This window comes from Xylophilus sp. GOD-11R, from assembly GCF_033546935.1.
Lineage (GTDB): Bacteria > Pseudomonadota > Gammaproteobacteria > Burkholderiales > Burkholderiaceae_C > Xylophilus.
This window is the reverse complement of the sequence record NZ_CP137854.1, coordinates 3336522-3350406: the sequence shown is the minus strand read 5'-3', so window position 1 is coordinate 3350406 and position 13885 is coordinate 3336522. Positions and strand designations below refer to the sequence as shown.

At 68.7% G+C, this 13885-nt stretch carries 12 protein-coding genes; 4 read left to right on the top strand and 8 right to left on the bottom strand.

The genetic code is table 11. From position 1 onward, the window contains the following. Positions 1 to 9: 9 nt before the first annotated feature. Positions 10 to 435, bottom strand: coding sequence for a cupin domain-containing protein (locus tag R9X41_RS15520; RefSeq protein ID WP_318631342.1), 426 nt, complete (start codon positions 433 to 435; stop codon positions 10 to 12). 95 nt (positions 436 to 530) lie between these two features. Here R9X41_RS15520 and R9X41_RS15515 point away from each other — a divergent pair, with 95 nt between their 5' ends. After that, on the top strand, positions 531 to 1430 hold the full coding sequence (locus R9X41_RS15515; protein WP_318631341.1) for a LysR substrate-binding domain-containing protein: 900 nt from the start codon (positions 531 to 533) through the stop codon (positions 1428 to 1430). A 24-nt stretch (positions 1431 to 1454) separates the two neighbouring features. Here R9X41_RS15515 and mqo read toward each other — a convergent pair whose 3' ends face one another. From mqo to R9X41_RS15500, 3 genes are all read right to left on the bottom strand, one after another. After that, positions 1455 to 3128 (bottom strand): malate dehydrogenase (quinone), encoded by a 1674-nt coding sequence (gene mqo, locus R9X41_RS15510; protein ID WP_318635252.1) that lies wholly within the window; start codon positions 3126 to 3128, stop codon positions 1455 to 1457. A 292-nt stretch (positions 3129 to 3420) separates the two neighbouring features. Continuing rightward, positions 3421 to 4188 carry a class II aldolase/adducin family protein gene (locus tag R9X41_RS15505; protein WP_318631340.1) on the bottom strand — a complete coding sequence of 256 codons (768 nt, stop codon included), beginning with the start codon at positions 4186 to 4188 and terminating at the stop codon, positions 3421 to 3423. Positions 4189 to 4205: 17 nt separating this feature from the next. After that, positions 4206 to 5786: a gamma-glutamyltransferase family protein gene (locus R9X41_RS15500; RefSeq protein WP_318631339.1), complete on the bottom strand. Its 1581-nt coding sequence runs from the start codon at positions 5784 to 5786 to the stop codon at positions 4206 to 4208. A 217-nt stretch (positions 5787 to 6003) separates the two neighbouring features. Between R9X41_RS15500 and R9X41_RS15495 the strand changes: the two genes are divergently transcribed. Further along, entirely contained in the window at positions 6004 to 6687 is a 684-nt protein-coding gene (locus tag R9X41_RS15495; protein WP_318631338.1) for a GntR family transcriptional regulator, read from the top strand. A gap of 38 nt (positions 6688 to 6725) precedes the next feature. Here R9X41_RS15495 and R9X41_RS15490 read toward each other — a convergent pair whose 3' ends face one another. Further along, positions 6726 to 7715 carry a Bug family tripartite tricarboxylate transporter substrate binding protein gene (locus R9X41_RS15490; RefSeq protein ID WP_318631337.1) on the bottom strand — a complete coding sequence of 330 codons (990 nt, stop codon included), beginning with the start codon at positions 7713 to 7715 and terminating at the stop codon, positions 6726 to 6728. A 195-nt stretch (positions 7716 to 7910) separates the two neighbouring features. Here R9X41_RS15490 and R9X41_RS15485 point away from each other — a divergent pair, with 195 nt between their 5' ends. Next, positions 7911 to 8867: a 2-hydroxyacid dehydrogenase gene (locus R9X41_RS15485; RefSeq protein WP_318631336.1), complete on the top strand. Its 957-nt coding sequence runs from the start codon at positions 7911 to 7913 to the stop codon at positions 8865 to 8867. 33 nt (positions 8868 to 8900) lie between these two features. Beyond that, entirely contained in the window at positions 8901 to 9299 is a 399-nt protein-coding gene (locus R9X41_RS15480) for a PPC domain-containing DNA-binding protein (protein ID WP_318631335.1), read from the top strand. Positions 9300 to 9352: 53 nt separating this feature from the next. Here R9X41_RS15480 and R9X41_RS15475 read toward each other — a convergent pair whose 3' ends face one another. From R9X41_RS15475 to denD, 3 genes are all read right to left on the bottom strand, one after another. Continuing rightward, positions 9353 to 11485, bottom strand: coding sequence for a hypothetical protein (locus R9X41_RS15475; protein WP_318631334.1), 2133 nt, complete (start codon positions 11483 to 11485; stop codon positions 9353 to 9355). Between the two features lie 160 nt (positions 11486 to 11645). Next, on the bottom strand, positions 11646 to 12608 hold the full coding sequence (locus R9X41_RS15470; protein WP_412556615.1) for an SDR family oxidoreductase: 963 nt from the start codon (positions 12606 to 12608) through the stop codon (positions 11646 to 11648). Between the two features lie 49 nt (positions 12609 to 12657). Continuing rightward, entirely contained in the window at positions 12658 to 13632 is a 975-nt protein-coding gene (gene denD / locus R9X41_RS15465; protein ID WP_318631332.1) for a D-erythronate dehydrogenase, read from the bottom strand. Between the last annotated feature and the right edge of the window lie 253 nt (positions 13633 to 13885).

Here is a 13885-nt window from a genome sequence, read left to right as displayed (position 1 = left end):
GCGCCGGGCTCAGTGGCCGGCGGCCGCGTCCGCCGGGCGTATGACCCGGTCGGCGCGCTCTTCGTACGGCGGGCTGTAGATCACCAGCACCCGCACCGGCTCGTCGCTCACGACGGTGAAGGTGTGCATCTCGCCCGCGGGAAAGAAGCAGCTGTCGCCCGGATGCATTTCCTGGCGCTGGCCGCAGACTTCGGCAACGGCGCGACCTTCGAGCAGGTAGCAGACCTGCTCGATGCCGGGGTGCGCGTGGGGCAGGGCGCCCTTGCCCTTCTGGATGTGGCCGACCAGCACTTCGAGCTGGCGCGCGCCCACGGTCTCGGGGCCGATCAGCCGCTTGTTGAGCGTGCCGACGTGGTTGGCGGGGTGGTAGCCGGCGATATCGGCTTCGCGCACGAAATAGCGTGCCTCGCCGAGGGGCGTGGTGGGGCTGGTCATTCTTTGTCTCCTTGCTTTGCACCGACAGTGTGCGCAGGCCGGAGAGACGCGTCCAATACGATTTGAGTCTTTGGTGAGACAGAATGCGTTTCACCATGATCTCCAGCCGCCTGCTCCGCCAGTTCGTCGCCGTCGCCGAGGAACTCCATTACGGCCGCGCCGCCGCCCGCCTGCACATGGCCCAGCCGCCGCTGAGCCAGGGCATCAAGCGGCTTGAAGAAATCGTCGGTGTGCAGCTGCTCGAGCGCTCACGCCATTCGGTGCGGCTGACCAACGCCGGCGCGGTGTTTCTCGCCGAGGCGCGCAATCTGCTGGCGCAGGAGGAGCGCGCGCTGGAGGCCACGCGGCGGGCGGCGCAGGGCATCGCCGGGCGGGTGTGCATCGGCTTCGTGGGCTCGGTGAGCTATGAGCTGCTGCCGCGCATCCTGCAGGACTTCCGCGCGCGCTATCCGGCGATCGACGTCGACCTGCGCGAGCAGATATCGAAGGAGCAGGTGGCGAGCCTGGTGGCCGGCAAGGTCGACGTGGGCATCCTGCGGCTGCCGGTGAGCGATGCCGGCGGGCTGCAGATGCGGGTGATTCACCGGGAGCGCTTCGTGGCGGTGCTGCCGCGCGGTCACCGGCTGGCCAAGGCGCGATCGGTGCGGTTGGCCGACCTGGCGGACGAGTCGTTCATGACGTTTCCCGCCGACCGCATTCCCAGCCTGTACGGCAAGTTTCTGATGGCCTGCAACGAGGCAGGGTTCAGTCCGCGCACGGTGCTGGAGGCCTGGCAGATGCCGAGCATGGCCTGCCTGGTGGCGTCGGGGGTGGGGGTGGTGCTGCTGCCGGCGCAGGCCGGCAGCCTTCCGCATCCGGGGGTGGTCTACAAGACCATCGCCGATTCCAGCGCCCACCTGGAGCTGGAGATCGCGGTAGGCTGGCGCTCCGAGAATCCCTCCACCGCCATGAAATTGCTGCTGTCGGTGTTGCCGGACGCCGGTGGCGTCGGCTGAAGAAGACCGGGCGCGCCGGCCGGGTCAGAGCGCCATGTCGTTGGCGGCCTTGGGCGTGCGGGTCGCGGCGGGCTGTTCGCCACGCGCGGCGGCGGCGCCGGGCGAAGGCGCGGCGGTGTCGATCACCGGTGGCGGGGTCAGCTGCAGCGTCTGGGCGGTGTACGACCACTCTTCGTAGGTGCGCGCGGCGCTGGCGTTGAGCTTGGTGCCGTAGCTCGGCACGATCTGGCGGATCTTGGCCTGCCACTCGGGCGTGGCGACCTTGTCCTTGAAGACCTTCTCCAGCACGCCCAGCATGATCGGCGCGGCGGTGGAGGCGCCGGGCGACGCACCCAGCAGGCCGGCGATGCTGCGGTCCTGGGACGCGACGATCTCGGTGCCGAGCTTGAGCACGCCGCCCTTCTTCTCGTCGCGCTTGATGATCTGCACGCGCTGGCCGGCCTGCCACAGGCGCCAGTCTTCCTTCTTGGCGTTGGGGAAGTACTCCTGCAGCGCCTTGAAACGATCGTCGTCCGAGAGCATCAGCTGGCCGGCGAGGTATTCGATCAACGGGTACTGCTCCACGCCCACGCGCGTCATCGGCCACACGTTGTGGACGTTGGTGCTGGTCAGCAGGTCGAGGTAGGAGCCTTCCTTGAGGAACTTGGTCGAGAAGGTGGCAAAGGGCCCGAACAGGATCACGCGCTTGCCGTCGAGCACGCGGGTGTCGAGGTGGGGCACCGACATCGGCGGCGCGCCGACCGAGGCCTTGCCGTAGGCCTTGGCCAGGTGCATCTGCGCGACGGTGGGGTTCTCGGTGACCAGGAAGGAGCCGCCGACCGGGAAGGCCGCGTATTCCTTGGCTTCCGGAATGCCGGACTTCTGCAGCAGGTGCAGCGCACCGCCGCCGGCGCCGATGAAGACGAACTTGGCGTCGGTCTCGGTCTTGGCGCCGCTCTTGAGGTTCTTGTACGAAACGCGCCAGCTGCCGTCGGCGTTGCGCTTGATGTCCTGCACTTCGCTGGAGAGCTTGAGCGAGAAGTTGGACTTGGTCTGCAGGTTGCCGACGAACTGGCGGGTGATCTCGCCGAAGTTCACGTCGGTGCCGATGGGGCTCCAGGTGGCGGCGATCTTCTGCTTGGGATCACGGCCTTCCATCATCAGCGGCACCCACTTGGCGATCTGCGCCGGGTCTTCCGAATACTGCATGCCCTGGAACAGCGGGCTCTGCTGCAGCGCGTCGTAGCGCTTCTTGAGGAAGGCGATGTTCTCGTCACCCCAGAGAAAGCTCATGTGCGGCGTGGAGTTGATGAAGGAACGCGGGTTCTTCAGCACGCCGTTTTTCACCTGCCACGACCAGAACTGGCGCGAGATCTGGAAAGCCTCGTTGATCTCGATGGCCTTGGAGATGTCGACCTTGCCGGTCTTCTCGTCTTCGGGGGTGTAGTTGAGTTCGGCGAGCGCCGAGTGGCCGGTGCCGGCGTTGTTCCAGCCGTTGGAGCTTTCCTCGGCGACCTTGTCGAGGCGCTCGACCATTTCCATGGTCCAGCCGGGTTCGAGTTCGTTGAGCCAGATGCCCAGGGTGGAGCTCATGATGCCGCCGCCGATCAGCAGCACGTCGACCTTTTTGGTTTCCTGCGCATGTATGGCGGTCAGGGGCACGGTCGCCAGGGCGGCGGCCAGCACCAGCAGAGCCGGGAGCTTTCTTCTCTTCAACATTGGGTTCATACAGACATCGACTCGAAATTCAGGCGGGATGCGCCGGCACGACCGGCCCGTGCTCATGGGCCGTCCGCTCGTGGTTCGTGGAGGTTTGCGCTGGTCGTTATCGCTGTGCCGGGGGAACGGGCGACCGACTCGAACAGGAGGTCCTGAGAACGGGGCGACCGTAAGAGCCCGCGCGCACAGGCATTTTTTGCGCGCAATAATGATAAACCCTTGCAGATTCCCGCACCCGCAACCTTGGCTTACATGTTGCGGAGATCCGGCGCCCGGTCGCGGGGGCGCTCGTTCAGTGGCGGAACGACGGATCGATGCGGTCGAGCATGCGCAACAGGGCTGGCCAGTCGTGTTCGGCGCCAGGGTCCGGTCCGCGGAACTGCTCGGCCACCTTGGCCGCCAGGCTGTCGTCGCACTCGATCAGCTCGGCGCCGCCGGCCTGTGCGGCCACCTGGGCCTGGCAGGCGCGCTCGAGGTAGTGCATCAGGTCGAAGGCTTCGCGCACGGTTTCGCCGGCGGTCAGCAGGCCGTGGTTGCGCAGGATCATGGCGCGGTGCGGTCCCAGGTCGCGCACCAGGCGTGGCTGTTCGTCGAGTTCCAGCGCCACGCCTTCGTAGTCGTGATAGGCCAGGGCGCCGAAGAAGCGCATGGAGTGCTGCGAGAGCTTGAGCAGTCCGCGTTTCTGGGCCGACACGCCGATGCCGGCGGCGGTGTGGGTGTGCATGACGCAGGCCAGCGCATGGTTGGCGCGGTGGATGCAGCTGTGGATGACGAAGCCCGCCGGGTTCACGCCGATGCCGGTCGGGTCTTCGAGCACGCGGCCGTCGCCATCGATGCGCACCAGGCTGGAGGCGGTGATCTCGTCGAACATCAGGCCGTAAGGATTGATGAAGAACTCGTCGTCGCGGCCCGGCACCTTGGCCGAGACGTGGGTGTGGATCAGGTCGGTCCAGCGGAAATGCGCCATGAGCCGGTAGCAGGCGGCGAGGTCGACGCGCTGGCGCCATTCTTCGGCGCTGGCGCGGGCTTTCACGTCGGGAAAAACGTAGGGATTGGTCATGCGGTGTCCGGTGTCGTTCAGAAGCCGACGGCCTGGCCGTCCCGGCGCGGGTCGGAGGCCGCGACATAGCCTTGGGGCGTGGTCTGGATGAGCTGCGCCGAACCGAAGTCCAGGCTGTCGCGGCCGGCGACCTCCACGGCGTGGCCCATGGCGCGCAGCGCCTCGGCGAGTGCAGGGTCGGCATGGCTTTCCAGCGACACCTGCGTGCCCTCCACCCGCCAGCGCGGTGCATCGCACATGGCCTGCGGGTTCTGGCCGAAGTCGGCCAGGCGCGAGGTCATCTGCACATGGCCCTGGGCCTGCATCGAGCCGCCCATCACGCCGAAGGCCATGACCGGCTGGGCGTCGCGGGTGATGAAGCCCGGAATGATGCTGTGCAGCGGCTTCTTGCCCGGCGCCACGCAGTTGGCGTGGCCAGGCTTCAGGTTGAAGCCTTCGCCCCGGTTGTGCAGCGAGATGCCGGTGCCCGGCACCACCACGCCGGAGCCGAAGCCGCGGTAGTTGGACTGGATGAAGGACACCATCGTTCCCGACGCGTCGGCCGCCGCCAGGTAGACCGTGCCGCCGGTGCGCGGCGTGCCGGCCACCGGGGCGCTGGCGCGGCCGGGCACGATGAGCCGCGAGCGCTCGGCCAGATAGGCGTCGTCCAGCAGGGCTTCGGCGGGCGAGGCCATGTGGCGCGGGTCGCCGACGTGGGCGTTCAGGTCGGCGAAGGCCAGCTTCATCGCCTCGATCTGCAGGTGGTAGGCCTGGGCGCTGTCGAGCGCGCCGATGTCGTGGTGTTCCAGCAGGCCCAGGGCGATGAGCGCGGCGATGCCCTGGCCGCTGGGCGGAATTTCGTGCAGCACGTGGTCGCGGTAGCGACGGCTGATGGGTTCGACCCACTCGGGGCGGTGGGCCGCGAGGTCGTCCAGGGTGAGCGCGCCGCCGGTCTGGCGGGCATGGGCGACGATGGCTTGGGCGAGCGCGCCGGTGTAGAAGGCGTCGCCTTTGCTTTCGGCGATCAGGCGCAGCGAACGGGCCTGGTCGGCGAAGCGCCAGGTCTCGCCCATGCGCGGTGCGCGGCCCTCGGGCGCGAAGGCGGCGGCGTAACCGGGCTGATCTTTGAGCACCGGCAACTGCTGGGCCCACTGGCGCGAAATCTGCGGCGTGACCTGGAAGCCGCGCTCGGCGTAGTCGATGGCCGGCTCGAAGAGCCGGGCGAACGGCAGGCGGCCGAGTCGCTCGGACAGGGCACGCCAGCCGGCGACCTGGCCGGGCACGGTGACGGTGTCCCAGCCAACCTTGGGCATGTCGCTGCGGCCGGCGAAATGCTCGGCTGTCCAGGCGGCCGGCGCATGGCCGGTGGAGTTGAGACCGAGCAGTTCGCCCTCGTGCCAGACCAGCGCGAACAGATCGCCGCCGATGCCGTTCATGGTCGGCTCGACCACGGTCAGGGTGATGGCGGAGGCCAGGGCGGCGTCCACCGCGTTGCCGCCGGCCAGCAGCATGCGCAGGCCGGCCTGCGCGGCCAGGGGCTGGCTGGCAGACACGGTGTTGCGGGCCATCACCGGCATGCGGGGGTGGCTGTAGGGAAATGCTTCGTTGAAGGAATTCATGGAGGACCAGACGGCGTGGTGCCAGAGATCGGGCGGCTCACGACGATACCGCCCGTTTTGAATTATTGAATACGTGGATCCAAGTTGACAAGTATGCAGGCGGCCCGCAACATTCGCGCCGGTCGTCTGCACGGCGACTGGCCGGCCGACTACACCGCGTGGCCGGTCCGGCCCGCCGGCCACGAGCCTTACCCACCATCAGCACCCGCGACTCCGCATGAACTCCAGCCTCGCTTTCCCGCACATGGCCACGCCGGCCGTCTCCGCCGAGGAAGAGGCCTACCAGCACTTGTTGCACGGCATCCGCATGGGCAGCCTGCGGCCGGGTGAACGGCTGCTGACCGAGGACATCGCCCAATCCATCGGCATGAGCCGCATGCCGGTGCGCGAAGCCTTGCGGCGGCTGGCGGCCGAAGGGCTGATCACCGTGCGGCCCAACCGGGGCGCGGTGGTGCGCGGGCTGAGTGCGAAGGAGGTCGACGAGGTCTTCGAGATGCGTGCCGCCCTGGAAGGATTGGCGGCGGCCCGTGCCGCCCGCGTGGCCACCGAGGCCGACGTGCGCGGCCTCGAACGGCTGCTGGAGCGCATGACCGAGAGCGAGGGCAACATGGGCGAATGGGTGACGCTGCACCGGCAGTTCCACGAGTCGCTCTGCCGCATCGGTGATTCGCCGCGGCTGGCCACGCAGATCTCGTCGCTGCATTCGGTGGTGGAGCCGCTGATGCGAGTGTGGCTGGAAAACGCCCAGCAGCCGGCGCGTGCGCGTACCTCGCACGCCGACATCGTCGCCGCGCTGCGCGCCAACGACGCCAGGACGGCCGAAGCCATCATGCGTCGCCATGTCGCCGGCACCACCGCGACCATCGTCGAGGCGATGAACCGCCAGGCGGCCGGCGGCTGAGGGCCGCCGGCACCGGCCTTCGCAGGCCGGCCGCCGGCTCACTGCAGGCTGATCGCCGCCGTCTTGACCAGCTTCTCGGTCTTGGCATGGTCGAGCCGCACCATCTCGGCGAACTCGGCCGCCGACATCGGTGTGACCTCGGCGCCGGTCGCCACGAGCTTTTCCACCAGCTGCGGATCGCGCACCGTGCGGCCGAGCACGGTGCGCAGCTTGTCGAGCGCCTCCTTGGGCGTGCCCTTCGGCGCGACCATGCCGTACCAGGGATAGATCTCGTAGCCGGGATAGCCTTGCTCGGCCACGGTGGGCACGGCCGGCAGGATGGCCGAGCGGTGCGCCGAGGTGACGGCCAGGGCGTTGAGCTTGCCGCTCTTCACGTGCGGCAAGCCGCTGACGATGGTGTCGAAATACAGCGAGACCTGGCCGCCGATGATCGCCGGCAGGGCTTCCTGCGCGCCCTTGAAAGGCACGTGCAGCATGTCGACGCCGGCCATCTGCTTGAAGAGCTCGCCCGCCAGGTGCGAGGTGGTGCCGTTGCCGAAGGAGGCATAGGTCAGCTTGCCCGGATTGGCCTTGGCGTAGGCCACCAGCTCCGGCACGGTCTTGGCCGGCACGGACGGATTGGCCAGCACCAGCAGGGGCGTGATGCCGATCAGGCCGATCAGCTCGAAGCCGGCCGGGTCGTAGGGCATCTTGGCGTAGAGGTATTTGTTGGTGACCAGCGTGCTGTTGGTGCCGATCAGCAGGTTGTAGCCGTCGGCCGGGGCGCGCGCACCGGCATCGGCGCCGATCATGCCGCCGGCACCGGGCTTGTTGTCGATGACGAAGCTCTGGCCGAGTTCGGCGCCCATTTTCTCGCCGACCGCACGGGCGATGGCGTCGGTGCCGCCACCGGGCGGGAAGGGCACGATCAGGCGGATCGGCTTGGTCGGATAGGCCGAGCTGCCCTGTGCATGGGCCCATTCGATCGACGCCAGGGGACTCAGGCCGGCGCCCAGGGTGGCCATCTGCTTCAGGAAGGTACGACGCATCTTCAAATCCTCAGGGGTGACAGTTTGGATCCATTCATCCAGCAACTAGCGTGCCAAAGCGTCCGGCTGAAAACGCCTCATTTTGGATCCATTTATGCATTTATAGTCGCCGGCAACCGTGCGCGGCCATGGGATAAAGCCCCAGTTCCGTGCGTGGGAAGCGTGACGAAACCAATGAACGAACCTGTCGAACCGATGTTTTCTGCTGACTCCGGCCTGCCGCCTGCCAAGGTGATTGCCCTTGCCGGCCCTTATCTCTACAAGCTTGCGCTGCAGGAACTGCTGAGCCAGCGTCTGCCCGACTGGTCGGTCGTGCGGCTGGAAGATCCTGCGGCCGCACAAGCTTCGCTGGCGGTCTGCTGGGACCAGCCGGCCGACGCCTGGGCGCAATTGCCGGCGGTACGAGCGCTGCATTCCATTGGCGCGGGTGTCGACAACTTGCTGCGCGATCCGCACCTGCCGGCGTTGCCGGTGTGCCGGGTGGTCGACGACCAGCTGGTGCACCGCATGACCGAATACGTCTGCTGGGGCACGCTCTTCTTTCATCGAGGTTTCGACGCGGTGCTGCGCCAGCAGCCGCAGGCCGAGTGGAAGCGGCCGCCCAACCGCGATGCGGCTGATGTCACGGTCGGAATGATGGGCCTGGGCGAAATCGGCGGCGCCATCGCCGGCGAGCTGGCGCGCAGCCGTTACCGGGTGCGTGGCTGGGCGCGGAGCGCTCGCTCGATCGACGGCGTGGAGGTTTTCCAGGGAGAAGCCGGGCTCGGCGACTTTCTCGACGGGCTCGACATCCTGGTCTGCATGCTGCCGCTCACGCCCGCCACCCAGGGCATCCTGTCGCGGCCGTTGTTCGACCGCATGAGCCCGGGCGCCAAGCTGATCCATTGCGGGCGCGGCGGCCACCTGGTCGAAGCCGACCTGCTGGCCGCGCTCGACGCCGGCCAGCTTGGTGGCGCGCTGCTCGACGTGTTCGAGAAAGAGCCCCTGGCTGCGACCAGCGCGCTCTGGTCGCATCCCAAAGTGGTGGTGACGCCGCACATGGCCGCGGTGCTGCCGATGCCGGCGGTGGCCGACCAGGTGGCCGACAACGCGCGGCGCCTGCTGGCGGGCGAGCCGTTGCTGCGGGTGGTCGACCGGGCGCTGGGTTATTGAACGACGGCCCGGACCGCCTTAACCTCGCTCGCCATGCGATCCCTGCCGATCCGCCTGCTTCCCGGTGACGACCTGCGTGCCGCCCTGCAGGCGCGGGCGATCGAAGCGTTTCCCGACGGCGCCTTCGTGGTCTGCGGCATCGGCAGCCTGGGCGACGTGCTGCTGCGGCTGGCCGGTGCGGACGACGCCACGCGGTATGCGGGCGACCACGAGATCGTGTCGCTGTCCGGCACGGTCACGCCGCAGGGGCCGCATCTGCACGTGAGCGTGGCGTCGGCGTCCGGCGAAGTGCGCGGCGGGCACGTCGTGGCGGGCAACGTCGTGCGGACCACGGCCGAGGTGCTGGTGGTGGAGGCGGGCGGATGGCGGCTGTCGCGGGAGACGGATGTGGCGACCGGGTACCTGGAACTGGCGTTCCGGCAGGACGGCTGAACAAAAAAAGGCCCGTCGACGACGGGCCTTGGTTCACGGTGATGCGTGCCGTCTCACTGCAGCTTGTAAAACGCGAAGCGCCGGCTGGTCTGCACCAGCTTCTGGTTCTGCGAGGAGAAGGACAGTTGCCTGACCCGCGTGCCCTGCGCATAGGAGCTGGGATTGGTCGCGTCGCAATGCAGGTCGGCCAGACTCTGGCGGGCGCAGTACACGTCGACCTTGCGCTGGTTGCCGGCCAGGCCGATGTTGTCGCTGAAGTCCAGGCCCCAGGCGTTGGGATTGGCGGTGTTGCTGCCGAAGGGGGCGTTGCCCAGCACGTTCAGGCTGGTGGGCGGTTGCGCGCCCGCCGGCACGAACCAGCCGTCCTGGTCGCCGGGCGAAGTGAGCTGCACCAGATTCGGCTCGGCGCTCGTCGGCGGGCCGAAGACCACCGCGCCGTCGGCGGCCGTGGTCTCGATGGCTTCGGCGCGCAGGCCGGGCGTGAGGTCCATCATCGGCATCACGCGCAGCTCGGCGATGCTGAGCGGGCGCGCCAGCGTGCGGGTGGACTGGATGACATTGGGCCGGCCGTCGGCGAAGAAGAACTCGAAGCTCCACACGCCCTGTTCGGGGTTCGCCGCCAGTTCCGCGTTGGTCTTGACCGGGTTCACGATGCCGAGGCCGACTTCCTTGCTCGACACCGGGGCGGTGTTGGCCGTGTCCTGGAACTCGGCGTTGAGCCGGATGGCGGTGAGGCCGGCGCTGCCCTGAACGACCAGGTAGGAGGTCCCGGCCGACGGCACATAGGTGAAGGTGGTGCCGGCGTTGTCGACCACCCCCGCCGGCGGGGTGACGACCACCTTGTTGAAGATCGGCGCGCCGTTGACCAGCACATTGTCGATGTCGACGTTGTAGCCCACGTTGTACCAGGAGAAGGCCGGCGTATTGATCAGCTCGCGGTACTCCTGGTAGGGGCGGATGCGCGCCACGAACTGCGAGCCGTTGCCGATCAGTTTCAGGCTTCCGCCGACGTTGCGCACCACCAGGGTGTCGTAAGTGACGTTGCTGGCGTTGTCGGTCTGGCGGTAGCTGACCACCACGTCCTTCTCGGGGTTGGAGCGCTGGAATTCGGCAACGCCCTTGTCGAAGCGAACGCCGGTGGCGGCGCCCCGGAACAGGCCGGCGAACGCGCCGACGTTGTTGGCGTTGCGGCCGACGCTCAGGCCGTTGTTGTAGTAGCTCGCCGGGTCGTCGTTGACGAACAGCGTCCGGCAGGCCGGTGCGATCACGTCGGCGGCGGTGCCGGTGACCGCGCCCGTGTCGCTGCCGCCGTTGACCCGCTGCGACGCGGGCAGCGCGTAGCAGGCGGTGAAGCGGTTGAAGAAGTCGGCGACCACCGCCGGCGTCGGCAACGTGGCCACCGCGGTGGGCGTGATCGCCGGCAGCGGGGTAATCGGCGTGGCGGTGGTCGCGGTGCCGGTGATGAAGGTCACCGCCGGCGGCACGGTGTCGGTGGTGCGCACGGCAATCGACACGTTGGCGCTGGTGCCGGTGGGGCGGATGTTGACCAGCAGGGTGTCCAGCAGCTTGTCGAGACCGGTGCCGTCGGCCGTGAACACGGTGGTGAGCGGATTGGTGGTGGCCTGACCGAGCGCCGCGAAGGCCGACTGCAAGGCGTCGGTCAGGCGGGTGGTCTGGGTCTGCACGGCGGTGGCGCTGGCGACGGTGGCGTCGGAGCGCACTGCCGCGGCGAGCGCGGCGGGGTCGCCGGTGGGCGAGAGCTGCGACACGATCACGTCGGTCAGCGGGCTGATGTTGACAGTGCCGCTGGCGGCGCTGGGCGAGACGCTGTAGTGCACCTGGTCGCCAAGCGTGGCCGTCAGCACCAGGGGCGCGACGGTGCCGGCCGGCAGTTCGCAGCGGAAGGTGCCGTCCGCGGCGGATGGTGCCGCGCAGGTGATCGGGTCGCCCGACTGCGGGGTGACGACGATGGTCGCGCCGCCGAAAGGCGCGCCGGTGGCAGCGACACCGGTCAGCGTCGTGGATGCGGGCGTGCCCGGCGGGGGCGGTGCGGCGGGACCGGGCGCGGGTGGTGCCGTTCCCGTCGACACGACCGGATCGTTGCTGTCACCGCAGGCGGCGAGGAGGGCACTGCAGGCGACCAGAGTCGCGAGCAGGTTGCGATTCGACACAGAAGGTTGGCGCACTGTATTGCTCCGTTTTCGAAGGGCGTTTCAGAGGGCGCAGCTTGATCCTCCTGTATCGAGACCGCATCACCTGTTGAGGTGATTTGGACAAATATGTTCAGAAATGTAGGAATGCCCGCGGCGGGCCGAAGCCGGCGCGGGCATCGTCATTCGCCGGGTGTCAGGCGACTCCGGCCCCGCCGGTCACGCCGTAGACCTCGCCGCTGATGAAGCTCGCCTCCTGGCTGGCCAGCAGCACGTAGACAGGCGCGATCTCCACCGGCTGGCCCGGCCGGCCGTAGGCGCTTTCGGTGCCGAACTTCGCGACCTTCTCAGGCGGCTGGCCGCCGGAAGACTGCAGCGGCGTCCAGAACGGGCCGGGGGCCACGACGTTGGCGCGGATGCCCTTTTTCAGCAGTTGCTTGGCCAGCGCTTTGGTGTAGGCGACGATGCCCGCCTTGGTGGTGGCGTAGTCGAGCAGGATCGCCGAAGGTTCGTAGGCCTGGATGGAGGCGGTGGTGATCACGGCCGCGCCAGCGGGCAGGTGGGGAACGGCGGCCTGGGCGATCCAGTGCATGGCATAGAGATTGGTCTTGAGGGTCTTGTCGAAGTCTTCCGAGGTGACCTGCGAGATGTCTTCGCGGAACTGCTGGCGGCCGGCGTTGATGACCAGGATGTCCAGGCCGCCCATCTTGTCGACGGCCGTGGCCACCATCTCGCGGCACCAGGCTTCGTCGGTGACGTCGCCGGGCAGGTCGACCGCGGTGACGCCTTCGGCGCGGATGAGGTCGAGCACGGCTCGAGCGTCGGCCTGCTCGGACGGCAGGTAGGAGATCGCGACGTCTGCGCCCTCACGCGCATAGGCGATGGCGGCCGCGCGGCCGATGCCGCTGTCGCCCCCGGTGATGAGGGCCTTGCGGCCCCGCAGCCTGCCGCTGCCCTGGTAGCTGGTTTCACCGTGATCGGGTACGGGGTCCATCTGGCTGGCTTGACCCGGCACGGGCTGCGGTTGCAGCGGGAAGGGCGGTTGCGGATATTGGGTACGGGGGTCCTGCATGGAAAGTCGGTCTGCCAAGGTTTTTCTCCAACGGGGTTGATGTCGGAGAAACCCTGGCCGCCCGGGCGAGGCCGCATTGGCGGTCATTCCTTGCGTTGCATGTAGGACAGAGCGGCGACGTGCGAATGGCACGCACTCAGATCGCCGCGCGGGCGAGGGCGGCGGTGTCGGCGATGTGGTCGCGCACGATGGAGGCGAAATCCCGGTCCGCCACGAAGCCGAGCGCCCGGGCGCGCTCGGCGGTGAAGTCGCCGGGCCAGGACGCGACGATGGCCTCGACCGCCGGATCGCGCTCGTGGCGAATCAGCCCGGCCACCTCGGCGCCTGCGACCTCGCGCAGCGCGTCGATCATCTCGCCCACCGTGACCGACAGCCCCGGCAGGCTGACCGTGCGGTCGGTGCCGAGCGCGGCGCTGTCGAGGCCGATGGCGTGCACCAGGTTGTCGACGGCGCGGCGGGGCGACTGCAGCCACATGCGTGTGTCTGTCGACACCGGGCAGACCGCCGGCTGGCCGGCCACCGGCTCGCGCACGATGCCGCTGGCAAAGCCGGAAGCGGCCCGGTTCGGCGCGCCGGGGCGCACCGAGATGGTCGGCACGCGCAGCGTCACGCCGTCGATGAAGCCCTTGCGGGAATAGTCGCCGACGAGCAGCTCGCCGATGACCTTCTGCACGCCGTAGGAGCTTTGGGGCAGGGTGCGGGCGTCGTCGGGCAGGCGGGCCGGCAGGTTTCCACCGAAGGCGGCGACCGAACTGGTGAACACCACGCGAGGCGCGGTGCCGAGCGCGCGGGCGCGCTCCAGGATGAGGCGGGTGGCGTCGACGTTCACGCGCATGCCGAGGTCGAAGTCGGCTTCGGCCTGGCCGCTCACCACGGCGGCGAGGTGAACGATGTGGGTGATGTCCGTGCCGATCGCCTCGGCCAGGGCGGACGCGTCGTCGATGTCGGCCGTCAGCGCGCGGCAGCGCGGGTCGGTGCATGGCGTGGCAGGCGGCGCGCGGTCGAACAGCACGATCTGCTCGACCCGCGTGCCCGCGACGCCGTCTGCCAGCAGGCGCCGCGCCAGCGCGGAGCCCAGGAAGCCGGCGCCGCCGGTGATCAGGATGCGCATGCGGCCAGCCTGGTCTTGCGACGGTTCGGAGCCTGGCGCCGGCCTTGGACCACGGGGTACGGGCGCTCGGCGATCGGCTGGAACAAGTGCGTGACGAGGTGTGGCATGCGGGTCCGATGGGTGGCTGGAACAGGATATGAATTCGTACGACGTTCGAGCCATCGGAAAAAACCCGTGCCTTTGCCATGCCGCCCAGGGCATGCCGCTTCGCGGCCGACGCGACCCTGCCCGAACTCACCCGGCAGGGTCGGCC

Bases quoted from the DNA above. Each gene is read 5' to 3' on its own strand.
- R9X41_RS15520 (WP_318631342.1), bottom strand. From the start codon at position 435: ATGACCAGCCCCACCACGCCCCTCGGCGAGGCACGCTATTTCGTGCGC.
- R9X41_RS15515 (WP_318631341.1), top strand. From the start codon at position 531: ATGATCTCCAGCCGCCTGCTCCGCCAGTTCGTCGCCGTCGCCGAGGAA.
- mqo (WP_318635252.1), bottom strand. From the start codon at position 3,128: ATGTTGAAGAGAAGAAAGCTCCCGGCTCTGCTGGTGCTGGCCGCCGCC.
- R9X41_RS15505 (WP_318631340.1), bottom strand. From the start codon at position 4,188: ATGACCAATCCCTACGTTTTTCCCGACGTGAAAGCCCGCGCCAGCGCC.
- R9X41_RS15500 (WP_318631339.1), bottom strand. From the start codon at position 5,786: ATGAATTCCTTCAACGAAGCATTTCCCTACAGCCACCCCCGCATGCCG.
- R9X41_RS15495 (WP_318631338.1), top strand. From the start codon at position 6,004: ATGAACTCCAGCCTCGCTTTCCCGCACATGGCCACGCCGGCCGTCTCC.
- R9X41_RS15490 (WP_318631337.1), bottom strand. From the start codon at position 7,715: ATGCGTCGTACCTTCCTGAAGCAGATGGCCACCCTGGGCGCCGGCCTG.
- R9X41_RS15485 (WP_318631336.1), top strand. From the start codon at position 7,911: ATGTTTTCTGCTGACTCCGGCCTGCCGCCTGCCAAGGTGATTGCCCTT.
- R9X41_RS15480 (WP_318631335.1), top strand. From the start codon at position 8,901: ATGCGATCCCTGCCGATCCGCCTGCTTCCCGGTGACGACCTGCGTGCC.
- R9X41_RS15470 (WP_412556615.1), bottom strand. From the start codon at position 12,608: ATGACCGCCAATGCGGCCTCGCCCGGGCGGCCAGGGTTTCTCCGACAT.
- denD (WP_318631332.1), bottom strand. From the start codon at position 13,632: ATGCGCATCCTGATCACCGGCGGCGCCGGCTTCCTGGGCTCCGCGCTG.